We start from the raw sequence: 22,514 nt of genomic DNA on the forward strand, positions 1-22,514 counted from the left end.
TTGCCTCACACGCTTGGCCCCGGCAGGGGCCTTTTTTATGCCGCTGGGGTCGAGGCCAACGGCAGATGGCCGGTTTTCACCCAGATGACCGTTTCCTTGTCTACGAAAGGATGATGTTCGCTCAAATGCGGGCTGCGTATCCAGGTGCCAGCCGGGTAGCGATCGTGTTCGTCGCAGAATTCGCCGGACAGAACAAAAATTTCCTCTCCTCCAAAATGTCTGTGTGGCTGAAAGGCTTCATTGGCAGGCCACTTAACCAGGGCAACGTGCTCGTGTTCGAATTCATGCAACGGCATAACCTGCAGTCCGCCAATGCCCGGCAGCCACTGGCCGGTGCGGGTGTCTATGCGAACCGTAGCGCTATCCCGGGGGTCAAACTGATGCAGCTTCACCAATAGTGTGCAGCCTTCGTCGCTGAAAGGCGCGTGCCGGCTGCCTGGAGGATTTCGGAGGTAGGTGCCTGCAGGGTAGTGGCCTGTTTCGTCGGAAAAGGTTCCCTCAAGCACTAGAATCTCTTCGCCCAGTGGATGCTCGTGAGTGGAAAACGAGGCGCCCGCTGCATACCGGACGACGCTGGTAGCATGGCCCCGTTCGGCGTCCTCCCGGGCCAGGGGTTTGCGCTCAACGCCAGCGGCAGGGCTTGGCACCCATGGCTGATCGTGAGTCTGAATAACCACGCGCTGGGAAAAATCCATGTTGAGCATGTCTCGATTTACCTTCAGTTGTCTATTTGATGAGAGCCTGGATATCGCGGAAATGCGGATGTTTGCAATGCACCATCCACTCGAAAGCGACCATTTCCATGGTAACGATGCGGGCGCCGCCCTGATGCAGGCGATCCAGTGCCACATCGCGGTCGAGATCGCTTCGCGATCCTGTCGCATCGGCCACAACCCATACTTTGTAGCCGGCATCCAGTAGGCTCATAGCCGTTTGCAGCATACATACGTGGGTTTCGCAGCCCCCGATGACAATGTGTTGCCGTCCTTCGGGAAGTTCATCAATCAGTCCGTCCGGGCAGGCGTCAAAATGGGTTTTAGCCAGGGTGGTCTGGCAAAGTTCTTTTACGCCTTCCAGGTTTGGGCCCAGCTTTTCCGGAAGTTGTTCGGTGCTGACAACAGGCACACCGAGCAGCCCGGCAATGGTTGCAAGCGTGACACAGCGCTCGGCAACGGCATCGCCATCGCTGATCGCAGGCATCAGCCGTTCCTGAACATCAATCAGCAATAGGGTTGATTGGTCGGCTTTCATCAGCATGGCTCTTCTCCTGAACGTATTCCGTTGGTTTTCTGAAAGGATACGCCATGGCGCGCGGCTTTGTTATTGGGCTGGCGGCGTTCAAAGGTCGGCTGTGAAAAAAAATTGAGGAAATTAAAACATGGAGTTGCCAAACGCCAATAAAACCATTAAAGTTTGCGCCCTCAAATGAGCGACGACACCGCTGATTTGAAACAGTTTATTGGAGAGGTGGCCGAGTGGCTGAAGGCGCACGCCTGGAAAGTGTGTATACGTTAATAGCGTATCGAGGGTTCGAATCCCTCCCTCTCCGCCAATACGAAACCCCGGCAGAAATGCCGGGGTTTTTTATTGCCTGATCGGGTGGATAGAAGAACCCTCCTCGAATAATCCCTCCTTTTCTCAGGCAACCCCTATCGACTGCAGCACAAATACCCCGATAGTTACCGTCACACTCGCCAGTAACGTCGTCATCGCGATAATGTTGGCCGCCATACGATCATTCCCGCCCAGCGCCTTTACCATGACAAAACTGGCGGCAGCCGTGGGGCTGGCAAAGAACAGGAACATAAGCCCGAGCTCGCGCCCCTCAAACCCCGCCAGCCACGCGGCGAGTGTGCACAGGGCTGGCAGCGACACCATTTTCCAGATGGCGGAACCGGTGGCCGGGCCGCTGTCGCTGCGAATGGCTTTCAGCGATACCGTGGCGCCGATGCAGAGCAGGGCGAGGGGCAGGGTCAGCGAGGCAAAGTAATCGCCGCTGGTCATGACCCAGCCGGGCAATTGAACTTCAAGAGCGGCAAACGGGATGGCCAGTATGACGGCAATAATCAGTGGATTGCGGGCGATGTCCTTGAGGGTATTGCCCAGGCTCATGGCTTTGCCCGGTTGGTAGGCCAGCAACACAATTACCGACAGGGAGTTGTAAAGAATAATCACGAGCCCCAGAAGCAGGCCGCCGGCGGATAGCCCGTAATCGCCGTAAAGGTTGGCGGCAAGCGCCAGGCCGACGATCCCGCAATTCCCCCTGAAGGCACCTTGCACATAAACGCCCCGATCTTCACGGCGCACACGGCGGGTTGCCCAGAACCACACCAGAGCAAAACTGGCCAGTGTTGCCAGAGCATAGAAAATCAGCATACCCAGGCTGAGCGTGGTGCTCAGATCGGCGCGGATAATACTCAAAAACACCAGGGTTGGGAGCGTTGCTTTAAACACCAGCGCAGAGGCAGTGGCCACGAAGCCCTGGTCAATCCAGCCAATCCGCCGCAGACCGATGCCAATAAAAACCATGGCAAAGACCGGTAGCGTGGTCTCCAGGGTATGAAAGAAGATCGGGAGAAAGTTGCTCAACGAGTCGTCCTGAAGCTCGTGAATTCGCCGGTTGCCGTAAGCTCCCGGGTTTCGATGTGCTCAACCACGGCTCGTTCCGGCCCCTGCTGGCACCAGGCTTTCAAAGCCTGAAGCTGTTCTTCGTCGCCTTCGGCGATAATTTCTACCCTTCCGTCCGGCAGGTTGCGTACCTGGCCGGTCAGGCAAAGTTGACGGGCTTTCTGCTCGGTTGAGGCCCGGTAATACACACCCTGCACGGTGCCGCTTACCAGAAGCTGCCAGCGTGACGTTGTCATCGTCATCTCCCTGCGTCTATCACCAACGAAAAGGCCTCCATCAGGAGGCCGGATCAGCACATTATAACGTGGGTCAGTCGAAGGTTCGCGGCCTCACGGTATCGGGTTTCAGAAAGGTCTTCCCGCCGGTGTTGTCATGGTCACCGAGTACCTTGCCATCATGCTCGCGTTTCTGGCCATACAGTGAGTGTTTGTGGAAGGTCGGGCCGAACTTTTCCAGGGTTTCCCCGACATCCCCGGTGTAACGAGGGTCTTGTGGGCGCTCCTGGCTGTTCATGTAAAAAGCGATATCCCAGGCCTCCTGATCACTCAGGGAATTCGGTTGGCCCAGTGGCATATTGTTTTTGATAAAACCTGCGGCGGTGTGCAGGCGAACAATCCCGGCCCCCCAGTTGTTGGACATATCACCCCAAAGGGCGGGGAACACGGTCTGTTCACTCACGCGAAGCCCGGCGCCATTTTCTTCATGACACACGGCGCAGTTTTCCTGATACAGCGTTTTCCCATGAGTATAGCTCAGTTCGGCAGGGCGCTCCGGCGCAGGAAAACCGCGGCCGTAGATGGACTGCTGCGGGTACATTGCCACGCCTTTGGCAAGCCACTGATGATACGCCGACATGGCCAGCATATCGTCGCTGCCGTAGGCTGGCGGCTTACCGTTCATGGAGTAGGTGAAACAGCCGGCAATACGCTCTTCAAGGTTGTTCACGTGCCCGTTTTTGCCGCGATAGCCAGGCAGTGTGACAGCCGCAGGCCAGACCGGTGCGCTGAACGGCATCCGGCCCTCACCCAGGTGGCAACTTGAGCAATTCATGTTGTTGAATACGTTTTCACCCCGCAGTTGCTGGGTGTTGGTGAACAAATCGTAGCCCCGTCGAATCACCTTTTTCAGTTCCGGGTGGATGTCCGCTGTCTCAAGGTCTGCCATTGTTGGAGGGATGTGCACCAGTTGGTCTTTCGCTGGCGCGGGAAAGCCCATGGATGTCAGCTGGTCGATATAGGCCTGGGTTGTTGCGTCGGTATCTTCGGCGTGTGCCGAGAGGGCCATGGTCCCGGCAAGAGCCAGAGTAAGAAAGTTGCGTGTCATGTCTGTCATCCTTCAGTTACTGCCGGCGTTTTGATTGGCAAGCCATGCTGCGACGGCGTGAATATCCTGCGCACTCATTCGGGCTGCGATGGCGCCCATCAGGTTCTGCGGATCATTTTTGCGCGCGCCGGCTTTCCATGCCTTCAGCTGCGCCTCGATATAGCCGGCGTGCTGTCCGGCGATGCCGGGGAATACTGCGCCGGCACCGCGATTACCCGGGCCGTGACAGCTCTCGCAGGAAACAATGTACTGAGACCAGTCACCGCGGGTGGCTATTTGCTCGCCACGCTTGAGGACAGACTCGTCTGCATTGTCGCCGCCCTGTGCAGCTGTCGGTTCAAGCTGACTGTAGTACGCGGAAACATCAACAATTTTCTGTTCGTCCAACATATTCACAAAGGCCGTCATGGTGGGTGCCTGACGCGAACCATCTTTCATGTCGTGCAGTTGTTTCGCGAGGTAGCGTGCATTCAGGCCCGCAAGCCGGGGCCAGGATTCACCACCCTCGATGTGTTTGCCGCTCCCGTCTGCCTGATGGCATGCGATGCACAGGTTTGCAACTTCTTTTCCTCGCTCGACGTTGCCCTCAGGCATTGTGCCGGCATGGCTCGCGCTGACAGACAGCGCCCACACAGCAAGCATTACCGGGATTCTATTCACAGTCAGTTGTCCTTTTTGGCCCGTTAGAGTTCTTTGTTTGTGTCGTTATATGCTTATTACCATATTGAAGGCGGCAGATTCTCGCTTGATAAAGATCAATAACGCAAGGGAAGCCCGACGAAAGGCGAAGTTGGTGATGCATACACCGACATTTTGGTTTAATGTCCCATGAACCGATTGACCGCATACACCATCTGGCAAATCAATAAACAGGGACAACTATGGCGACCGTCAATCCATCTCAGGAAGAGCTGAAAAAAATTCTTGATGAAATCCCCAAGGATCAGCCCGTGGTGATGCTGAATCTGCTGCGATTCAGAGACCGCGCTGATTATGCAGACGGGAGCGAGGCGTGCTCTGGTCGCGATGCCTACAAGCGATATATGCAGGAGGCAGCACGAAGTGTCTCCGAGGTGGGGGCTGAGGTTATCTGGTCAGGCCGCACCATGGGGTCTCTGATTGCACCGCCGGATGAATCCTGGGATCAGGTTCTGCTCGTTCGGTACCCCTCCATTCACGCCTTTCTGGCCATGATTGAAAGCCCGGAGTACAAGGGCGTGGTCAGGCACCGAACGGCCGCTTTGGAAGACTCCCGGCTGGTCGCAAATGTTGAAGGCAACCCCTGATTAAATGAGGCCCTGCAGGATTCCTGACTGCTGAATTGCCATGTAGGTAGCGGTGCCTGCGGCGATGGAGAGCAGGGCGTTTCTGCGCCACAAATGCACAACTACCACCAGCAGGGCAGGGATCAACGCGTCCGCGCCGGGGAGCGAGGTCTGCCAGTCGGCTGACCGCTGCAGAAACACGGTTGCCAGCAATGCCATAACCGCTGCTGGCAGAAACCGGCCAATGTGTTTAACCAGCGGATGCTCCGTGTGTTTTTCGAAGAACAGGAAGGGCACAACGCGGGTGGCAAATGTTGCCAATGCCGAAATAGCAATGAACGCTGCCAGATAGCTGCTCTCAGCCACGATTCAGTTCTCCTTCCACCGAGTGGGTGCGATGCCTGCGGTAGTGCAGAAGCAGCACAACCGTAACCAGAACAATCCCCGCGATCAGTTGGTGTGTTGCGGGCACCAGCATCATGGCAAATGCCGCTGCGGCCGCACCGGCCCATACCGGAAACGAGTCTCCAAGCGCTTTAAGCTGTTCAATGGTCAGCACAATAAAGAGTGCCACCAGGGCGAATTCAATGCCGGTACTGTTGAAGGCAACGGTCTTGCCTAACACCGCACCCAGCGTGCAACCGGCTATCCAGTAAAGCTGATTCATTGCGGTAATTCGAAAGTCCACGCGCTGCTCCAGTGCCCTGTCTCCGGAGCGCGGTCTGCTGGTCAGCAAGGAGTATGTCTCGTCGGTCAGGCCAAAGATCAGATACGCTTTACGCCAGCCTGCGCCCTTGAACTGGCCCAGCAACGAGAGCCCGTAAAAAAGATGCCTGGCGTTCAGAACGAACATCGCCACGGCGACTTCAAGCAAGCCGGCATTGGCGGCCAGCAAGCTCACAGCAAGAATCTGGCCGGCACCGGCATAGATCACCAGGCCCATGAGTGGCGCAACCCACCAGGAATACTCTAACTGGGTGGTGAACAGCACGCCAAAGGCCATGCCCAATGGGATGTAGCCGAAGAGAATCGGAATGGTCAGTTTAAAAGCGTGGTGATTCATTAGCATCCGAACCGAATTAAAAGCGAGATGATAGTGAATTGCCTCTCGCATTTGAAGGGCGCCAAACGTCGTATCGGAAAACGATTTTTCCGCGCCGGGGCTCTCATGGTAGGTCATCCTGATGATATGTCTTCACTCAGGGGGGTTCTTGTCCCGTCCATAAAACCGTAACATACAGCGACTGACTGGAGGTTCTATGAGTAACGATGCAGTGCAGCCTTCCGACGCAGACCCGCGGGCCGAAAAATTCATTGTCGATGCCGGGTTATTGACGTCAGAGCAGCTTGAAGGCCTGGCGGAGGAATACTGTACGCGGTATCACGGCCTGAATGATACAGAGAGCCCCCTCGCGGAGCGTGAGCGTGTTCTTGGGGCCGTGCGCCGAAAGGAGCTGGTGGTTTGGTTTGATCCTGTTGAAAACACGGCCAGCCTTGGTGCGCCTTCCGGTAATGGGGTGTTCTAACTTTATCAGTTTCGGTAAAGCTTAGACCCACTTCCTATCGGCTGGTGCTGTGAATCGTTACAATCGGTCTGTTTTCCATACCTGACGGCGAGGTGAGTTTTGATCAGGGTATTGGTTGTTGACGACCACGAGCTTGTGCGCTCGGGTATCACGCGTATGCTGGCTGATAACCCCGATATTGACGTTATTGGCCAGGCCTCATCTGGTGAAGAGGCTATCGACTTTGTGCGTGAAAGTCGCCCGGACATCGTCTTGATGGATATTCGGATGCCCGGCATTGGTGGCCTGGAGGCAACCCGCCGAATTCTGCGGATTGACGACTCCATTCGCGTGATCGTGGTGACGGCCTGTGCAGACGATCCCTATCCGGCGCGGGTTATGCAAAGCGGTGCTGTCGCGTATATCACCAAAGGCGCAGACATCCAGGAAATGGTGCGTGCCATCCGCAAGGCACATTCCGGCCAGCGTTATATCAGCCCCGAAATTGCCCAGAAAATGGCACTCAAGCAATTGGCTGGCGATCGGGACGACGATGGTGAGCTGTCTTTGTTTGAGCGGCTGTCAGAGCGCGAGATGCAGATTGCCATGATGGTGGTGGATTGCCACAAGGTTCAGGATATATCAGACAAACTGTGCCTGAGCCCGAAAACAGTGAACAGTTACCGTTATCGGATATTCGAGAAGCTGGAAATCTCCAGCGATGTGGAGTTGGCTTTGATGGCAGTACGGCTTGGATTACTGGATGCCGACAAAGTCTGATTCCGAACCCACGAGCGGGGAGTTCGACAGCCGGAATTTCCTGAAACAACTGACAGAACGCCCCGGTGTCTACCGAATGTATGACGACACCGGTGGCATTTTGTACGTGGGTAAAGCCCGCAACCTGCGCAATCGGGTGAGCAGCTATTTCCGCAAGACTGGCCTGGCCCCGAAAACCGAAGCCCTGGTCAGCAAGATCGCATCCATAGAGGTGACTATCACCGGCAGCGAAACGGAAGCGTTGCTGCTGGAACAGAACCTGATCAAATCCCTGCGTCCGCCCTATAATATCCTGCTCAGGGACGACAAATCCTATCCTTACATCTATCTATCGTCTCACGCTGATTATCCCTCGCTGACCTTTCGCCGTGGGCGAACCAAGAAAGGCGGAGGCACCTGGTTCGGGCCCTTTCCGAGCTCTGGTGCGGTTAAGGAAAGCCTTAATGTTTTACAAAAGGTTTTCCGCATAAGGTCCTGTAGTGAAAGCTATTTCAGAAACCGAACCAGACCTTGTCTGCAATACCAGATCAATCGGTGCACGGCGCCCTGTGTGGGCTTTATCAGCCCCGAGGAATACCGGAACGATATTCGCCACGCGACCATGTTCCTGGAGGGCAAAAACCCGGCAATTCTCCAGGATTTGATGCAGTCGATGGAGGACGCCTCCAAGAATCTTGAGTTCGAAAAAGCGGCCGCCTACCGTGACCAGATCAACAACCTCCGCCACGTTCAGGAGCAGCAGTCTGTTGATGGAGAGGGCGGCGATGCCGATGTGATTGCGATTGCCCAGGAGGCGGGGGTGGTCTGCATTGTGGTGATCATTGTCCGTGGGGGGCGAGTCCTGGGAACCAAGGATTATTTTCCCCGCTACTCCCTTGAGCAGACAGAAGGCGAACTGCTGGCTTCGTTCCTGGGGCAGTACTATTTCGGTGGCGATACCCGCCGGGAGATTCCACGGGATATTCTGGTACCGGTGTCGGTTGACGGGCAGGAGCTGTTGTCCGAGGCGTTGTCTGAAGCGGCCCGGCGCGAAACTCGCGTTCGGGGAAACGTCCGCGGCGAGCGCCGCCGCTGGCTTGACCTGGCAATGACCAACGCCCGGCAGACCCTGTTAACGCATCTTGCCAGCAAAGAAACCGTATACCGGCGGTTATTGGCGCTGCGAGACCTTCTCGAGCTGGCAGAAACGCCCACCAGAATGGAATGTTTCGATATCAGCCACAGTCATGGTGAGAATACCGTCGCATCCTGCGTCGTTTTCGACGAGAATGGGCCCCTGAAAAGCGACTATCGGCTGTATAACATTCAGGATGTGACCGCGGGCGATGATTATGCCGCCATGCGCCAGGTACTGACCCGCCGCTACCGTCGGGTGGTGAATGGAGAAGGCAAACGGCCGGACCTGGTGTTCATTGACGGTGGTAAAGGCCAATTGAACATTGCCCGGGAAGTCTTTGAAGAACTTGGTATTTCTGATATTCCCCTGATCGGGGTTGCCAAGGGCGTTACCCGGCGCGCAGGTATGGAACAACTCATTGATGCTTTGACGGGCTCGGTATTCCGGGCGCCTGCGGATTCTCCGGCGCTGCATTTGATTCAGCACATTCGGGACGAGTCCCACCGCTTTGCGATTTCAGGGCACCGCGCAGGGCGGGACAAAAAACGCCGGCAGTCGACCCTGGAGGGTATCGAAGGGGTAGGGCCGAAGCGCCGCCGCGAGCTGATTCGCTACTTCGGTGGTATCCAGGAGCTTAAAAAGGCCAGTGTGGATGAGATGGCCAAAGTTCAGGGCATCAGCAAGGCGCTGGCAGAGACCATTTACGCAGCATTGCACGACCAATAGGAAGACCATGAATTTACCGAACATACTGACCATGTCCCGTATCGTGATGATTCCGGTGTTCGTGGCGGTTTTTTACCTGCCGATGCAATGGAGCTACCTGGTCAGCGCTACCATTTTTGCCCTTGCCGGCTTGACCGATTGGCTGGATGGTTATCTGGCCCGCAAGTTGAACCAGAGTACGCCGTTTGGGGCGTTTCTGGACCCGGTCGCCGACAAATTGATGGTAGCTGTCGCGCTGGCGGTGCTGATTGAGGAATATTCGGCGGTGCTGCTGACCATCCCGGCAACGGTCATCATCGGCCGAGAGATTGTGATCTCGGCTCTGCGTGAGTGGATGGCGGAAATGGGAAGCCGGGCGAGTGTGGCCGTGTCCTACATCGGCAAGATTAAAACCACGGCGCAAATGGCTGCCATCGTCGGTTTGCTGGCGTTTCCTCCGGGGAACTTCTGGGCTTTCGTCGCCATCGGCCTTCTTTACATCGCCGCCGTGCTGACACTCTGGTCCATGTTTTTATATCTGCGGGCAGCCTGGGCAGACCTGTTTCCGAAAGCCAACGCAGAGTAATCCGTCAGGCTTCGGCCATGCAACGGTGCGCCCAGGACATCGTTGCCGACGTCGCCTCTTCCGCAGCATGACTGAACGCTTGCATTAAATCCTCAAGGCGGGCACTGCCCGCGTCGGTTCGAGCCTGGTAATTTGTCACACACAGGCTCCGCCTGGTTCGGTTATCCATCAGTTGCAAGTGAAGATTGATCACCACCCGGGTGCCGTTGGCGCCATCCTCTGCGTGAAAACCGCTCAACTCCGAAATCAGCGTTAACTCCGAGGTGGCCGGGCTGGTGTCGGTCATCACATTGGCGAAACCGCCACTGGCTCTGAACGCCTGAATCAGATGATCCCGGATAACCACCGGCATAGACTCCCGCCACCTGGCCCCGGAAATTGCCTGATATTCATAAGCGGACGGTTTGATGAGAATGCTGCTGCTGTCGAGTGGGTCAGAGGCCAGAGGGGTATCTACCCGAAGGCTTGCGGGCAGGGTCTGACTAAAGGCAGGCACAGTATCGGCCGATGCCAGGTCCATAAAGCGCGGCGGCTCGGGAACCGGAAATACCGTGCAGCCGGCCAGGGTAAGGCCCAGTGCCAGGGCGGATGCCATCTTCATTGTTCATACTCCTTGATACCGGAACTGCCCCATAGTGTTCCGGTGGGATTCTGCTCCAGTCGGCGGGTAAAGGAGTTCAGGTTTCGCAGGGTGCTGCGCAACTCCCGCAAGGCTGGTGTTATTTCGCCGAGGCCTTGCAGGCCGGTATCGAGGGCCAGTTCGTTGTCGCCCGTCAGGCTATCGAGCCGGTCGAGAGAGGGCTGAAGTGTCGACAATGCCCTGGACATGGCCGTAAGTACCGGTTCCACTCGCTGGTTCAGCACCTCCCGCGACCGGTCGGCCGCGGCTGAGACCTTGATAGCCGCTTCTTCAGCGCGAATGCCGGCAGCATCAAATTGCCCCAGCAGCGCCTCGAGCTCTTCCCGGTTGGCTAACAGGGACTCACTGGCCTGGCGCGTGTTTTCGAGAATCTGTGCAATGTTGGCCAGGTTGCTTTCGGACATCAACTGGTTCGAGCTCTCCAGTAATCGCTCTGCTTTGGTGAGCATGGCCTCGCCATTGTTCAGCAGGTTGCTGAGGGCCGAGCGCTCGGCTGCAATCAGCGGCGGATTGTCTTTCCGGCCCTCCAGAATCGGGCTGTCTGGCGTGCCGCCAGTAAACTGGATGCTCATGCTGCCGGTGATGTTGGCGAGCACCAGCCCTGCACGGGTGTTCTGCCGTACCGGAATGTCCTGATTCACCCGCACCAGTACCCGCACATGGGCCGGATTGTCTGGTGCCAGGGTCAGGTCAAGCACATCGCCGACGGGGACGCCTGTGTAAAGTACCGGATTGCCTTTGGCCAGCCCGCTTACCGGGTGGTCGAAGCCGATACGGTAGTAAGCCCAGTTGGTGTCGGTGGAGGATTTGCCCAGCCATAAAGCGAACAGCAAGGCGGCGCCAACGGCGGCGAGCGTGAAAAATCCGATAATCACGTGATGGGCTTTGGGTTCCATTAACCGGGCTCCTGTTCGGCCAGCCTGTGGTGAGCCGCAAGCGCGGCACGCCCACGTGGGCCATGGAAATAGTCCTGAATCCAGCGGTCGTCGGTTCGGGCAACCTTGTCCAGGGTATCGGCAACCAGAACTTTGCGTTGCGACAGAACCGCGACTCGGTCGCAGGTGGTGTACAGGGTATCCAGATCGTGGGTGACAAGAAACACCGTCAGGCCGAGGGCATTACGGAGCGTCACGATCAGTTCATCAAAGGCAGCGGCACCAATCGGGTCTAACCCCGCGGTAGGCTCGTCCAGAAACAGAATTTCCGGGTCCAGAGCCAGTGCCCTGGCCAGGGCGGCACGCTTGACCATGCCTCCGGAGAGTTCTGCCGGGAACTTGCTTGCGGCCTCTGGCGGCAGGCCCGTCAAGGCCAGCTTCATTCGGGCAAGCTCCTCCGCTTCGGGCCTCGACAGCCTGGTGTGCTCGATCAGCGGCAGGGCAATGTTCTGTTCAAGATTCAGGGAGGTGAACAAGGCTCCCCCCTGAAAAAGCACCCCGAACCGCTGCTCGTAACGCGAGCGTTCAGCGGCGCGAAGGCCGGTCAAATCCTCGCCGAAGACGGTAATATGCCCGCCAGAAGGCGGATTCAGGCCCACAATGCTGCGCAAAAGTACCGATTTTCCGGTGCCGGAACCGCCGACCACGCCCAGGATTTCCCGGGGGTAAAGGTCCAGGTCAAGCTTCTCATGCACGATGTGGCTGCCAAACCGGTTGTCGAGTGCCCGCACCTGAATGACTGGATGATCGACCATGCTTTACCAACCCATTTCCATGAAAAACAACGCGGCTACGGAATCCAGCAGGATTACCATAAAAATAGACTGAACCACGCTGGCGGTTGTGTGCTCTCCGACCGACTGGGCACTGCCAGACACCTTGAAGCCCTCCAGGCAGCCGATCACCGCAATCAGAAACGCGAACACCGGCGCTTTGCCAATGCCGACCAGAAAGTGTTTCAGGGCAATATCCCGCTCAACAATGGCGATGAACTGGCTGGGTGGAATATCCAGAGCCAGGGCGCAGACCATAGCTCCACCCACCATCCCGGAGATCATGCCGATAAACGTCAGAATCGGCAGGCTTAACATCATCGCCAACACTCTGGGGACGACAAGCAGCTCGACCGGGTTCAGCCCCAGGGTGCGAATGGCGTCCAGCTCTTCGTTGACCTTCATGGCACCAATCTGGGCAGTAAAGGCGCTGGCTGTGCGCCCGGCCAGCAGGATCGCGGCCAGCAGAACGCCGAACTCACGCAGAAACGAGAAAGCCACCAGATCGACGGTGTAAATGGTTGCACCAAAGTCCTCCAGCACTGTTGCGCCGAGAAAGGCAACCACCGCCCCCACCAGGAATGTCAGCAGGGCGACAATAGGCAGAGCATTCAGGCCGGTGTCGTGCAGCGCCGCCACAAAGGGCGTCATGCGCCATCGGGCGGGGCGGGGCAGGATGTAGAACAAAGTACCCAGGGTTTGGCCAATGAAGCCGGCCAGCAACCAGGTTAGCTTGCCCAGCGCCGTGACTTTCTGCCCGGTCTGCGCCAGGAATACCAGTATCGGGTTGTTTGCCGGGGTAGCCGGTTGACGCTGGTTCATGGCGGCTGCCACCGCCTGTATCAGAGCACGCTGTTCCGTTGGCAGCGGGGCTTGCTGCATTGCGCTGATCAGGGCCTCGGCACCCAATAGTTTCACCATCAATGACGCCCCCGCGGTATCCAGTCTGCCCAGCCGGGAAAAATCCGGTGTGCAGCCGGCGGTGCGCGACCTGAGTTCACGCGCCCGCCGATTCAGGGCCGAGTAATGGGAAAGAATCCAGTCGCCGGTGAAACTCAGTGTATGACCATTGAGCTCGGTGTTGCCGGGGGTATGGGCGCCAAGTGGCTGGGACAGGCCTGCTTCATTTGCCACGGAGTCACGAAATCCCTGTTTGAGTTCCCTGAAAGCTTAAAGATTCCAGTAGCTGTCTGCCAGTATTCTGCGCTCTTCTTCGTCGTGACTGGCCAGCACCATGGTGATGCCCCTGGCTTTTTCTTCCAGCAGCATGGCGTACAGAATATGCCGGGTATCTGCGTCCAGACCGGTCAGGGGCTCATCCAACAGCAGCACGGGTTGTCTTCGAAGTATGGCGCGCAGCAGCGCCACCCGTTGGCGCTGGCCCCCGGAGAGTTCGCCCGGCATTCTTGGGCCGAACCCTGCCAGCCCGGTGCGCTCAAGCCCGGCGTCGATCGCCTTGCGTTGGTGTTGGTCCAGTTTGAGACCGGGGTGGATGCCCAGGCCAATGTTGGTGAACACATCCAGGTGCTCAAACAGGTTGTGTTCCTGGAATACACTGGTGACCGGGCGTTGCCAGGGTTTCTGTTGGTGAATGGGGGTCCTCTGCCAGAGAATCCGGCCACTGTCCGGCGCGAGAAAGCCGGCAATCAGATTGAGCACTGTCGATTTTCCCGATCCGCTCGGGCCCTGTATCGCCAGGCACTGGCCGGCCTCAACAGAAAAGTGAAAGCGCCAGGGAGGGATGGAGCGGCCGTACTGAAAAACCAGATTCTCAAGTTCAAGCATATTCGGGCTCCGGCAATGGTTGGCGGGCATGTACCTTGCCTCGGGCGCGGGCGCGGGCGTCAGGGACACGGGACAATGTGGCGAAAATGAAAACCAGTACGACCAGTAACCAGAGCCCGGTCCCTGCCGCTTCGGCTACCCGATAACTGCCCAGCTGTTGGTAAAGCAAAACGGGCAATGTCGGTTGGCCCGGGCTACCAAACAGGGCAATAACGCCAAAGTCGCCAAGCGACAGGGCCACACCGTAAGCCAGTGCCAGGGCGATTGGCCGGCGCAGATGCGGCCAGTACAGCCAGCGCCAACGATGCCATCCTAGAATGCCGAGTTGATCAGCCTGTTTGAGACTGCTGGCGTTCAGGCTCGCCATTGGTCCGCGCAGAATCTGCAAGGCAAAGGGCACTGCCATCAACCCGTTAATCAGCGCCACCAGAACCCAGCCCTGGGCGGTGTTGCCCAGGCCGGGTTTAAGCAGAATGAACAGGCCGGTGCCCAGCACCAGGGGAGGGACAATCAGGGGCAGGTAACCGGTAACGGCCGGCACTATGGCAAACCAGCGCCGGCCTGCGCAGTTGGCTGCCGCAATGCTAAGCAGCGCGACGATGACAGCGCCGAGGCCGGCCGGAATAGCAATCAGCAGACTGCGGATAGTGGCCGCCAACAGCTGTGGGTACATTGAGGGAGTCTCTGCCATAGGCAGCAACGCCGGCAAGCCGCGAACGACAATAGCCAGCAGAGGAGCCACCAGAAATGCCGTGAAAACGCTGAGCAGCAAACTCGCCAAAATGCCGTGCCATGGCCGCGCAAATAGCGGGATAGGGTAAGACAAGCGGCGGTTTGGCAACATGGCGGCGTCCAGGCGATTTCGAAAAACCAGCCACCACAGACTGCCACAGATAACCAGCTGGATAATCGCGAACAGGGCCGCTCGCGCGAAATCAAACTCGAACCGAAGCGCTTGATAGATGGCCACTTCCAGCGTGGTTGTCCTGGGACCGCCGCCCAGGGTCATGATGATTGCAAAGCTGGTGAAACAAAGCGTGAACACCAGCGCCGCGAGGCCCGGCAGCACCGGTTTGACTGCGGGCCAGTGCACCGACCGCCACAGCCACAATCCACCCAGCCCAAGCTGAGAGGCAGCCCGCATTCTGGGTGCGGGTATGGCATCCATAGCCTGCAAAAGGACCCGGGCCGCCAGCGGGGCATTGAAGAATACATGGGCAAGCAGAATGCCGTTAAGCCCGTAGAGGTTCCAGCCGTTCCCGGGCAACCAGGCGTTGAGAAGCCCGGTCGCCCAGCCCTGGCGACCGAAAACGCCGATGAGGCCCGACACGGCCACGATGGTGGGCAACACCAGGCTTAATTCCATCAAGCGCAAAATCGCCGAGCGGCCGGGAAAACGGGCATAGCGGGCGAGGGCGGCGGCTACCGGCAGCGCAATGGCGAGGCTCAGTGCAACTGATAACACAGCCTGCCACAGGGTAAAGCGCACCACACTCTGGAAGTACGAGCCTGAGAGTATCGCGCCGATGTCCAGTCCGCCGGCCTGCCGCAACAAACTCCCCATACCGAGGACCACCAGCAGTAACAGGCCGGCACCAAACAACAGGCCAGGCCAGAGTTGCCAGCGTGGATGACTGAGCGGAGCGGTTTGGTAAGGGATTGGCATCGAGTTACTGCGTTAGCGCATTCAGCCAGTCATTCACAAGCTGGCGGCGATCAGATGCAACCTCAGCTGGGTCTATGTACAACGCTTTTGTTGGTTCGATGAGCTTGCTGAATACCTCAGGCAGTTCATCACCCAGCTCAATGGCGGGATACATCACATTTTTCAGGGGAATGTGGCGCTGGAAATCCGGAGTCAGCATGAAGTCCAGGAAGGCTCTGGCCAGGTCTTTGTTGCCCGAGCTGTCCACCAGGGCGGCGACCTCTACCTGCAGATAATGTCCCTCTTCAAACTGTGCGGCCTGATAGCGATCGGTTTTGTCGATCGCCATATGGTAGGCGGGCGAGGTGCTGTAAGACAGAATCATGGGGGCCTCACCGTTCATGAACAGCGAGAAGTAACCGTCGCTCCAGCTCTGGGTTGTGGCCAGAATCTTGCCGCTGAGCTGCTGCCACTTTTCGGCAGCCTGATCCCCGTAAACCGAATGCATCCACAGCAGCAGGCCCAGCCCGGGCGTACTGGTGCGTGGGTCCTGAATGATAATCTTCAGGTCGTCAGGGGCATTGATGAGTGCTTCCAGACTGGCCGGTGGCTCCGGCAGCTGCTCGGTATCGTAGACAAACGCAAAGTAACCCCAGTCGTAGGGCACAAAGACGTCGTCATTCCAGGTTACCGGAAGTGCAAGATTTTCCAGTGACTGCTCATGGCGGCCCAGAAGACCGGTTTGCCGCGCGGTTTCCATGGTGCCCGTATCCAGACCCAGAACGACGTCTGCCGGTGTGGAGCTTCCCTCCAGCCTCAAGCGCTGAAGAATGTCGCCACCACTGTCCAGAACGGTGTAGTTCAACGTACATTGGCATTCGGCTTCAAAGGCTTCCTTTACGGCCGGCCCTGGGCCCCATTCAGCTGCAAAAGACGGGTGGGTATAAACATTCAACACGGGGGATTCGTTGCCTGCGGCGAGGGCAGGCAGAAAAACGGCAAACATGGCTGGAATCAGACGCGAAATCATAGAATGGCCCCTAGATCAGTTGCCGGGGCACCACTCCGCGAACACCACAGTCTGGTGGTGACTCAATCCCTACGCCAGTGCGAGCTGGTTCAGGTTCCGCGGGTATGGTCTCAGCCTTGGCAGGCACCCCGTTGAGTGATGTCGATGTTATCACGGCCAGGGCGCCGCCCGGAATTGTTTCAGGGAAAGTGGGCAATAGCGTGCAAACCGGAGCGGTATCAGGAGCCGCTGGCCGGGAATCGTAAGTTGTGCTTTTCCATAAGCTCCGCTGGCGGTGTCTGAACCGAATAGTCCCGGTAGGGCGCTGTCTCCATCATCCGTTTCAGGCCCTCCAGGGTTCGGACAGGTGCATCGGTGGCTACAATATTGGCGATCCAGGCCGGAACCAGGCCACCCGGATCCATATGGGTCGTAAAAGTAATGCGTATCCAGCCATCCGCGAGAGGCTCCACAAGAAAACGGTTATCCAGCATGGGAATGCGAACATAGCCTGCCTGAACCGGTGCGGCCTCTGGCCGGCCTGTAGACCGAACGGTCACGGCACTACCAGGCTTTGGCTGAATAAACACGGATTTCATAACCACATCCCGGACTGACGCCGGCCAGACACCATCAAATTCCATCCAGAGCAGACGTTCGCCCTCTGGAGTGTAATGGTAGTTGGCCTCCTGACAGTTGTAGATCCATTGCGGGCAGAGCGAAATATCGTCGATTACTGACAGAGCCGTCACAATGGAATGGTGTGTTTCAACCACACCTCGAAATTGCTTGATGGGTGTATCTGGCACCGAACGGACAAACGTGTTGATGCCGGTTCGTTCCGGGCTGACCTGCGCGGGAACCCAGCCCTCTGCAAGCAAGCCGGAAGAGAGAGCCATCAGCATAATGAAGGAAAGAAAACGGGGGGACATAAAACGCAGCCTCACTGAATCATGATGTGCCAGGGATTCTGAGCCAAAAGAACGAAACACACCGTTAAGTTGATCCTGTTAAGCGGGACTTGACCCTAAATGACAGGGCTTGGAATGTGTGGCTAAAATTTGCTCACAATTGAAGTAAAAACAGAAACTTGAAAAAAGGTATTGACGAAACAACCGTAATCCGTAGAATACGCATCCGTTGTCGGGGCATTGCTTCGGTGACTTAGAGCGGGAATAGCTCAGTTGGTAGAGCACAACCTTGCCAAGGTTGGGGTCGCGAGTTCGAATCTCGTTTCCCGCTCCAATTTCCAAGTCTCTCACGCCCCCTGAGAGCAGAGCCCGAAACGGCTTACCCGGCGCGGTGGCAGAGTGGTTATGCAGCGGACTGCAACTCCGTGTACGCCGGTTCGATTCCGACCCGCGCCTCCATTTCTTTCCCTTTATTTTTAGTTGGTTACGATTTCGGAAAATAACCGGCGTCTTTCCCGTGAACATACCGCGAACGTTTTTTCGTTATTGTCCGTATCTCTCAGCGATTTTAGCCTCGATTTTGACCGCTCAGGTGGTCGGATCAATCGGTAGTGTTTCCGCATTTGCGCCGACTCGCGCCTGCCTTATCGCGGGCAAGCGGGTTGGGTGAAATGAGTGCCCGTTTTTGCCTGTAAAAAATATTAGTGAGATCATGAAAAGTGTAAATAAAGTGTAGTTAGTGTAAATAAAGTTCTGGCCGGCGGAAGACAGGGAAATCATGCAGTACGCAGGTTACGCACATCTTATTAATCAGGACAGTATCTCGGCCATAGCGCAGGCGATTCATTGCGATATTCTGGAGCCTGAGTGGCTGCGGCAAGAGATAGCCTCCACGCTTGAACGTGGACTTGCCCGCATAGCTCCGTAACCCTGGCACCCAGAACCAAACCCTAAACACCCCGGGCACCAGACACTGTTAACGACACACTTTGTCGCCTTTATCCTTCAGAATACACGTAGATCCTCTGGAGGCCCGCTATGCTGTTATGGAAAGAACTCATCAATGAAGCCCACGAGCCGGGCTATCTTGCACCCTCATCAAAAGACGATCTGAAGCTGCCTAAAAGAGATGATGGTGGGGTAGGCGCCCCCGTGTTCCATCCAATAAAGGAGCGCGAAAGTGTTTAAAAAGCCAAAACCAGTCTGGAAAATCGGCTGCGCCTAACCGGTAAGCTCGATAACCATCAGCTGGAACAAAGCGGCGACGCTGGATAAGCGGAAGTTGTCCACTCTGTCACCAGAATTGCAGCAGCTGATGACAGGCAAGTTGGTAGCAACTGCATCACCGGACTGGCCTGCTATTCTTTTATACTCTGAAGCGCGTTGGGAGGCACTCTCTGAACAACTTTGGGCATTGCCGAATGACAACCCAGATGCCCGGAAAGTGCAGCGTCGAATGCTGGGGAATGCCCAATATTTCGACGTGACAGAGCCCCTGATGCTCGAGCAGCCATTATCCGAATTCGGAGGCTTCACCAGCGAAAATAATCGCTATTGGCTGGTCTGTTTTGATGAGACAGCGGCAGAACTCTGGTCTGAAGACAACCTCCTAAGTATCGCCGAGACTGCCGAGCTGGAGGAGAGTCGCCTGATTCAATTCATGCGAGGCGAGGGCCGGGACCACCACGGCCGAACGATCGACGACATCCTCGCCTTTGATGATTTTTGGCGGGAGCACACCCACGATTTCGTGCAATGGCTGTTTCCCATACCCGAAGCAAGTCGTGCCAATCCGATGGCGCCAGTGCTAACCCAAGAAGATTGCGACGTTTTCAAACGCGATCGCGATCTAAGGCAGCAGCAGAGGCGGGCGCTGGATCGAATGCTCGCTTTCTATGGTCTCGTGCGCCGGAATGGTGTGATAGAGGCCCTGCCGGGATTGAACCCCAGGGACCATATCTGGTTGAAAGCGGGTGGCCATAATCACCTTCGCATTACCCGCATCATCCGGAGCCTGCACTACTGCCATCAGCCTGAGTTAGCGAAAGCAGTTCAGGGTGCGTTCATAACTCTTGGGCAAACCCAAGGGTATGTAAACGCGCAAACTATTGGATATTGGCGAAGCGCCACGAAGTAACCGAAAAACCACATTGGATCGTGTATTGACGACATTATCTGTCGCTCAGTCAGAATATGCTACGATGCCGTGCTGCCGATAGGCTGCTAAATATCGTTGATTTACAGTTCGAATAAGGAAGTCGAAATGCACTCCAAAAAGTTAGTCATGGCTTTGCCATTACTTGCCATTGTAATGTCCGCTCCTGCGAATGCCGCCAATCATCAGGCTGGCTATGTCGGGTTTACGGCCGGACAGGCGACGGTTGATGATCTATGTGATGGCATCGACGCATCTTGCGATGACGACGCTGTTTCTTTTCGGATCCACGGCGGAACCGAACTTACGGACTTCGCGAGTCTCGAAGTTGGCTATCGATATATGGATGACGTTGAAGCATCAGGATTTATCAGCGGTGTTGCTGTCGCTGCTGCTGTTAATGGCCATTTTGTCGACACAACACTTCAGTTGGGGCTTCCGGAATCAGGCCCTTTCAAAGTGTTCAGCAAAGCCGGCTTGATGCTGTGGCGCCTTAATTATGAGGTTGAGGCAAGTAACGGCTTCCTATCCATTTCCGAAAGCGATGATGACAGTGGCGTTGCGTTTCGAACGGGCCTTGGCATGAGTTACCAGGTCTCCGAGCAATTACGCTTGCGCGCGGACTGGGATTTCCTTGTGAACGTGGGTGATGAAGACGAGACCGGTGAAGCGGATATCAGCGTATTCTCGATTGGGCCTGAATTTCGGTTCTGAGGCCTTCTCAATTCAGGTGCGCGAAGGCGTGCGCACCTGAGTCATCCCACATTAGCCATCCCAAACGGAATATGTACCATCGGCACATTGCCTGCCTCAGATTCCAGGTGCGATCGCTGATCATCAAAGAACCTATGCGGCTTTAGCACACTCAGTATCCTGTCCTTCTTCATACCACCCAGGAAGAACACCTCATTGGCATCCACGCCCCAGTGCTCCAGAGTCGTGATCACCCGTTCGTGGGAGGGAGCATTGCGGGCGGTGACAATGCCGGTTCTGAGAACACGCTGATAACCGGGGGCTGCTTCTACCGCTTTATCCTCTAGCTTTTGGAGATGGGAGAGCTTCCGGAATAGGTCAGCCAGCCGGCTTGGGCTGTTACTTCCGGTAGGCCTTTTCGCCCTGAGTTCTAAAAACATGGTCGGAGTTGGATAAATCGAACAGAGCACTGGACGCTACCGCTATAACCAGCTTGTCTTCAATCGGGTAGGGCATAGTTGAATCTTTGAGTCTCCGTTGATCGTTTCCGGCACCGTAAGACACGCAATTTGCCATAGCCTCAGCATCTCCCCAGAGCGACCAGATATGTCGCATGGTCGCGTTAGATTTAACAGAGAATGAGGGAGGGCATAGCGTGATCAACAACTTTAAGACGGATCTGACTATCCGGGTGGCCGCAACGTCACATAACGACATCCTCACAGAAATGGGCTACGTGCGACCTACCACTGCGAATCGAAAACGCCTTCAACGAGTATTGGAATGCCCCGACTTTGGTCTCGGTGGGGGCGGATTCGACTTCAAGTACAGCAGCCAAGATTTCCTCAGAGCCCTTTGTCGAGCAGTCGGTATGGAGAAGCTAGTGGTTGAACAGCGTATTGCAAAACTCACTACCCGTTTGGAGGAGGAACGGCGTGCTTTCAAGCCTTATATCTGGATAGACACTGGTTTTATGCGAAAAAGCCAACCTTTATTCGCTTTGGCAGCATGCGACGACCAGCGTTATCTGCGGTTTGTTGAAGGGTTCTGGCGCTACTCATTAACTGATCAATTAGGCGAGGCCCAGAGTCGCATTCGGGCGCATGTTGCTGAAACGGATGGAGAACTTGGCATCTGGGGTAAGATCAAGCAGTATTGGTTTTATTACGAAAAGAACGCAGCCTACCTTTTTAACCTGCGTGGTGAAGTGGTTGGTAAACGGTGTGGGGCAGAATCGGTTGGGGTAGTCAGCGGGCGCCAACTGGGCGTCATTAAATCAGTGGTGCAGTCAGCCCAGCAATAACGAATTCAATGCCGTGGCCTGGGCCACGGAAGATCCGAAGAGTTCTGGTGAGTACCTGCGCCCCCATACCGAAAAGAATCTGAATCAGCACAGAGCCTTTCTGGAGCAAGTAGGTGAGGGGAGCGAACTGCACCACAGTATGATCGAGTGGTTCAAAACCTTGCCGGTGTACCTGGATTTGCCGGAATTTCGAGTAGTACACGCCTGCTGGCACCCGGAGCATCTTGCGGCCATAGCCAAGTACACTGATGAAGAAAAGCGATTACTTCCGGGCACTTGGGAGGAGGCAAGCCGAAAGGGCTCAGAGGCCTATGAGGCGATTGAAACCCTTCTCAAAGGGTTGGAGATTCCGCTTCCGGGCGACCATCACTTCTTCGACAAAGATAAGAATAAACGAACCAATATTCGCACCGAATGGTGGCGCGAAGGTGAACTGACCTATCGCGATCTGGCGATGGTGCCGGAAGAGGTCATCGATAGAATTCCGCATGAGCCAGTGGCCACCCATGTTTTGCCGGGTTACGACGGCGAGAAGCCGCTCTTTGTGGGGCATTACTGGATGAAAGGTGAGCCAGCGCCACTGAATGAGTACATTGCTTGCCTGGATTACAGCGTAGCCGGTGGGCCCGGCGGAAAATTGTGCGCATATCGGTTCGATGGAGCACAAAGGATTAAAGCAAAGTGTTTTACCTGGGTCCAGGAACAGTAAGGCGCAGATTATAAAATTTTTTGCTGATTTAGTTGGCGAAAGCAGTA

General features: G+C 56.3%; 27 protein-coding genes, 3 tRNA genes, 1 pseudogene and 1 riboswitch. Of the genes and pseudogenes, 13 read left to right on the forward strand and 18 right to left on the reverse strand.

Features of this window, described 5'->3' with window-relative positions:
- Nucleotides 1–35: 35 nt before the first annotated feature.
- Both ACP2AU_RS08670 and ACP2AU_RS08675 read right to left on the reverse strand, forming a co-directional pair.
- The gene (locus ACP2AU_RS08670) at nucleotides 36–704 is read right to left on the reverse strand and encodes a cupin domain-containing protein (protein WP_426375723.1); all 669 of its coding nucleotides are present in this window, start codon (nucleotides 702–704) and stop codon (nucleotides 36–38) included.
- A gap of 22 nt (nucleotides 705–726) precedes the next feature.
- Nucleotides 727–1,257 carry an isochorismatase family protein gene (locus ACP2AU_RS08675; protein ID WP_426375724.1) on the reverse strand — a complete coding sequence of 177 codons (531 nt, stop codon included), beginning with the start codon at nucleotides 1,255–1,257 and terminating at the stop codon, nucleotides 727–729.
- A 204-nt stretch (nucleotides 1,258–1,461) separates the two neighbouring features.
- On the opposite strand from ACP2AU_RS08675, the gene ACP2AU_RS08680 reads away from it, so the two are divergent.
- Nucleotides 1,462–1,552, forward strand: a tRNA-Ser gene (locus tag ACP2AU_RS08680).
- An 86-nt stretch (nucleotides 1,553–1,638) separates the two neighbouring features.
- Here ACP2AU_RS08680 and ACP2AU_RS08685 read toward each other — a convergent pair.
- The 4 genes from ACP2AU_RS08685 to ACP2AU_RS08700 all read right to left on the reverse strand — a co-directional run bounded on the left by ACP2AU_RS08685 (nucleotide 1,639) and on the right by ACP2AU_RS08700 (nucleotide 4,611).
- On the reverse strand, nucleotides 1,639–2,589 hold the full coding sequence (locus ACP2AU_RS08685; RefSeq protein WP_426375725.1) for an AEC family transporter: 951 nt from the start codon (nucleotides 2,587–2,589) through the stop codon (nucleotides 1,639–1,641).
- Nucleotides 2,586–2,864 (reverse strand): acylphosphatase, encoded by a 279-nt coding sequence (locus tag ACP2AU_RS08690; protein WP_426375726.1) that lies wholly within the window; start codon nucleotides 2,862–2,864, stop codon nucleotides 2,586–2,588. Before ACP2AU_RS08690 ends, ACP2AU_RS08685 begins: the two co-directional genes overlap by 4 nt.
- Before the next feature lie 73 nt (nucleotides 2,865–2,937).
- Nucleotides 2,938–3,951 carry a c-type cytochrome gene (locus tag ACP2AU_RS08695; protein ID WP_426375727.1) on the reverse strand — a complete coding sequence of 338 codons (1,014 nt, stop codon included), beginning with the start codon at nucleotides 3,949–3,951 and terminating at the stop codon, nucleotides 2,938–2,940.
- A gap of 12 nt (nucleotides 3,952–3,963) precedes the next feature.
- The gene (locus ACP2AU_RS08700; RefSeq protein WP_426375728.1) at nucleotides 3,964–4,611 is read right to left on the reverse strand and encodes a c-type cytochrome; all 648 of its coding nucleotides are present in this window, start codon (nucleotides 4,609–4,611) and stop codon (nucleotides 3,964–3,966) included.
- A gap of 221 nt (nucleotides 4,612–4,832) precedes the next feature.
- On the opposite strand from ACP2AU_RS08700, the gene ACP2AU_RS08705 reads away from it, so the two are divergent.
- Nucleotides 4,833–5,237, forward strand: a complete 405-nt coding sequence (locus ACP2AU_RS08705) for a DUF1330 domain-containing protein (protein ID WP_426375729.1) — start codon at nucleotides 4,833–4,835, stop codon at nucleotides 5,235–5,237.
- Here ACP2AU_RS08705 and ACP2AU_RS08710 read toward each other — a convergent pair whose 3' ends face one another.
- The gene (locus tag ACP2AU_RS08710) at nucleotides 5,238–5,582 is read right to left on the reverse strand and encodes a branched-chain amino acid transporter permease (protein WP_426375730.1); all 345 of its coding nucleotides are present in this window, start codon (nucleotides 5,580–5,582) and stop codon (nucleotides 5,238–5,240) included.
- On the reverse strand, nucleotides 5,575–6,279 hold the full coding sequence (locus ACP2AU_RS08715) for an AzlC family ABC transporter permease (protein ID WP_426375732.1): 705 nt from the start codon (nucleotides 6,277–6,279) through the stop codon (nucleotides 5,575–5,577). The genes ACP2AU_RS08710 and ACP2AU_RS08715 overlap by 8 nt, the downstream gene beginning before the upstream one ends.
- Before the next feature lie 196 nt (nucleotides 6,280–6,475).
- Here ACP2AU_RS08715 and ACP2AU_RS08720 point away from each other — a divergent pair, with 196 nt between their 5' ends.
- The 4 genes from ACP2AU_RS08720 to pgsA all read left to right on the forward strand — a co-directional run bounded on the left by ACP2AU_RS08720 (nucleotide 6,476) and on the right by pgsA (nucleotide 9,909).
- Complete coding sequence (locus tag ACP2AU_RS08720; RefSeq protein WP_426375734.1) at nucleotides 6,476–6,742, forward strand: hypothetical protein; 267 nt, start codon at nucleotides 6,476–6,478, stop codon at nucleotides 6,740–6,742.
- 99 nt (nucleotides 6,743–6,841) lie between these two features.
- The gene (gene uvrY / locus ACP2AU_RS08725) at nucleotides 6,842–7,501 is read left to right on the forward strand and encodes a UvrY/SirA/GacA family response regulator transcription factor (RefSeq protein ID WP_426375735.1); all 660 of its coding nucleotides are present in this window, start codon (nucleotides 6,842–6,844) and stop codon (nucleotides 7,499–7,501) included.
- The gene (gene uvrC, locus ACP2AU_RS08730) at nucleotides 7,485–9,344 is read left to right on the forward strand and encodes an excinuclease ABC subunit UvrC (protein WP_426375736.1); all 1,860 of its coding nucleotides are present in this window, start codon (nucleotides 7,485–7,487) and stop codon (nucleotides 9,342–9,344) included. Before uvrY ends, uvrC begins: the two co-directional genes overlap by 17 nt.
- 7 nt (nucleotides 9,345–9,351) lie before the next feature.
- Nucleotides 9,352–9,909: a CDP-diacylglycerol--glycerol-3-phosphate 3-phosphatidyltransferase gene (gene pgsA, locus ACP2AU_RS08735; RefSeq protein ID WP_426375737.1), complete on the forward strand. Its 558-nt coding sequence runs from the start codon at nucleotides 9,352–9,354 to the stop codon at nucleotides 9,907–9,909.
- 4 nt (nucleotides 9,910–9,913) lie between these two features.
- Here pgsA and ACP2AU_RS08740 read toward each other — a convergent pair whose 3' ends face one another.
- The 8 genes from ACP2AU_RS08740 to ACP2AU_RS08775 form a co-directional block, all read right to left on the reverse strand.
- Nucleotides 9,914–10,510, reverse strand: a complete 597-nt coding sequence (locus ACP2AU_RS08740; protein ID WP_426375738.1) for an ABC-type transport auxiliary lipoprotein family protein — start codon at nucleotides 10,508–10,510, stop codon at nucleotides 9,914–9,916.
- A complete protein-coding gene (locus tag ACP2AU_RS08745; RefSeq protein WP_426375739.1) occupies nucleotides 10,507–11,445 on the reverse strand; it encodes an MlaD family protein in 939 nt (312 codons plus the stop codon). The genes ACP2AU_RS08740 and ACP2AU_RS08745 overlap by 4 nt, the downstream gene beginning before the upstream one ends.
- Nucleotides 11,445–12,239, reverse strand: coding sequence for an ABC transporter ATP-binding protein (locus tag ACP2AU_RS08750; protein ID WP_426375740.1), 795 nt, complete (start codon nucleotides 12,237–12,239; stop codon nucleotides 11,445–11,447). The genes ACP2AU_RS08745 and ACP2AU_RS08750 overlap by 1 nt, the downstream gene beginning before the upstream one ends.
- A gap of 3 nt (nucleotides 12,240–12,242) precedes the next feature.
- Nucleotides 12,243–13,391, reverse strand: a complete 1,149-nt coding sequence (locus ACP2AU_RS08755) for an MlaE family ABC transporter permease (protein WP_426375741.1) — start codon at nucleotides 13,389–13,391, stop codon at nucleotides 12,243–12,245.
- A gap of 36 nt (nucleotides 13,392–13,427) precedes the next feature.
- Nucleotides 13,428–14,042 (reverse strand): ATP-binding cassette domain-containing protein, encoded by a 615-nt coding sequence (locus tag ACP2AU_RS08760; protein ID WP_426375742.1) that lies wholly within the window; start codon nucleotides 14,040–14,042, stop codon nucleotides 13,428–13,430.
- Nucleotides 14,035–15,708 (reverse strand): thiamine/thiamine pyrophosphate ABC transporter permease ThiP, encoded by a 1,674-nt coding sequence (locus ACP2AU_RS08765; protein ID WP_426375743.1) that lies wholly within the window; start codon nucleotides 15,706–15,708, stop codon nucleotides 14,035–14,037. Before ACP2AU_RS08765 ends, ACP2AU_RS08760 begins: the two co-directional genes overlap by 8 nt.
- A 4-nt stretch (nucleotides 15,709–15,712) precedes the next feature.
- Complete coding sequence (gene thiB / locus ACP2AU_RS08770; protein WP_426375744.1) at nucleotides 15,713–16,717, reverse strand: thiamine ABC transporter substrate binding subunit; 1,005 nt, start codon at nucleotides 16,715–16,717, stop codon at nucleotides 15,713–15,715.
- A 49-nt stretch (nucleotides 16,718–16,766) separates the two neighbouring features.
- Nucleotides 16,767–16,858: riboswitch (TPP riboswitch) on the reverse strand.
- A gap of 77 nt (nucleotides 16,859–16,935) precedes the next feature.
- Nucleotides 16,936–17,628 (reverse strand): START domain-containing protein, encoded by a 693-nt coding sequence (locus tag ACP2AU_RS08775; protein WP_426375746.1) that lies wholly within the window; start codon nucleotides 17,626–17,628, stop codon nucleotides 16,936–16,938.
- Between the two features lie 237 nt (nucleotides 17,629–17,865).
- Between ACP2AU_RS08775 and ACP2AU_RS08780 the strand changes: the two genes are divergently transcribed.
- The 5 genes from ACP2AU_RS08780 to ACP2AU_RS08800 all read left to right on the forward strand — a co-directional run bounded on the left by ACP2AU_RS08780 (nucleotide 17,866) and on the right by ACP2AU_RS08800 (nucleotide 20,476).
- Nucleotides 17,866–17,941 (forward strand) — tRNA-Gly (locus ACP2AU_RS08780).
- A 51-nt stretch (nucleotides 17,942–17,992) separates the two neighbouring features.
- Nucleotides 17,993–18,066 (forward strand) — tRNA-Cys (locus ACP2AU_RS08785).
- Between the two features lie 579 nt (nucleotides 18,067–18,645).
- Nucleotides 18,646–18,795, forward strand: a complete 150-nt coding sequence (locus tag ACP2AU_RS08790) for a hypothetical protein (protein WP_426375747.1) — start codon at nucleotides 18,646–18,648, stop codon at nucleotides 18,793–18,795.
- A 127-nt stretch (nucleotides 18,796–18,922) separates the two neighbouring features.
- Nucleotides 18,923–19,744 (forward strand): opioid growth factor receptor-related protein, encoded by an 822-nt coding sequence (locus tag ACP2AU_RS08795; protein ID WP_426375748.1) that lies wholly within the window; start codon nucleotides 18,923–18,925, stop codon nucleotides 19,742–19,744.
- A 126-nt stretch (nucleotides 19,745–19,870) separates the two neighbouring features.
- The gene (locus tag ACP2AU_RS08800; protein WP_426375749.1) at nucleotides 19,871–20,476 is read left to right on the forward strand and encodes an outer membrane beta-barrel protein; all 606 of its coding nucleotides are present in this window, start codon (nucleotides 19,871–19,873) and stop codon (nucleotides 20,474–20,476) included.
- A 41-nt stretch (nucleotides 20,477–20,517) separates the two neighbouring features.
- On the opposite strand, the pseudogene ACP2AU_RS08805 reads toward ACP2AU_RS08800, so the two are convergent.
- Together ACP2AU_RS08805 and ACP2AU_RS08810 are read right to left on the reverse strand one after the other, a co-directional pair.
- A pseudogene (locus tag ACP2AU_RS08805) lies at nucleotides 20,518–20,856 on the reverse strand (5'-nucleotidase); the annotation flags it as partial.
- Nucleotides 20,855–21,172 carry a 5'-nucleotidase gene (locus tag ACP2AU_RS08810; protein WP_426375762.1) on the reverse strand — a complete coding sequence of 106 codons (318 nt, stop codon included), beginning with the start codon at nucleotides 21,170–21,172 and terminating at the stop codon, nucleotides 20,855–20,857. The pseudogene ACP2AU_RS08805 and the gene ACP2AU_RS08810, both read right to left, overlap by 2 nt.
- Here ACP2AU_RS08810 and ACP2AU_RS08815 point away from each other — a divergent pair.
- Together ACP2AU_RS08815 and ACP2AU_RS08820 are read left to right on the forward strand one after the other, a co-directional pair.
- Nucleotides 21,111–21,758 carry a hypothetical protein gene (locus tag ACP2AU_RS08815; protein WP_426375763.1) on the forward strand — a complete coding sequence of 216 codons (648 nt, stop codon included), beginning with the start codon at nucleotides 21,111–21,113 and terminating at the stop codon, nucleotides 21,756–21,758. The two genes, ACP2AU_RS08810 and ACP2AU_RS08815, sit on opposite strands and share 62 nt — an antisense overlap.
- Before the next feature lie 13 nt (nucleotides 21,759–21,771).
- The gene (locus ACP2AU_RS08820; protein ID WP_426375750.1) at nucleotides 21,772–22,467 is read left to right on the forward strand and encodes a metallophosphoesterase; all 696 of its coding nucleotides are present in this window, start codon (nucleotides 21,772–21,774) and stop codon (nucleotides 22,465–22,467) included.
- Nucleotides 22,468–22,514: the final 47 nt, after the last annotated feature.

The sequence above is a fragment of the Marinobacter sp. VGCF2001 genome (assembly GCF_049943275.1).
Taxonomy (GTDB): Bacteria; Pseudomonadota; Gammaproteobacteria; order Pseudomonadales; family Oleiphilaceae; genus Marinobacter.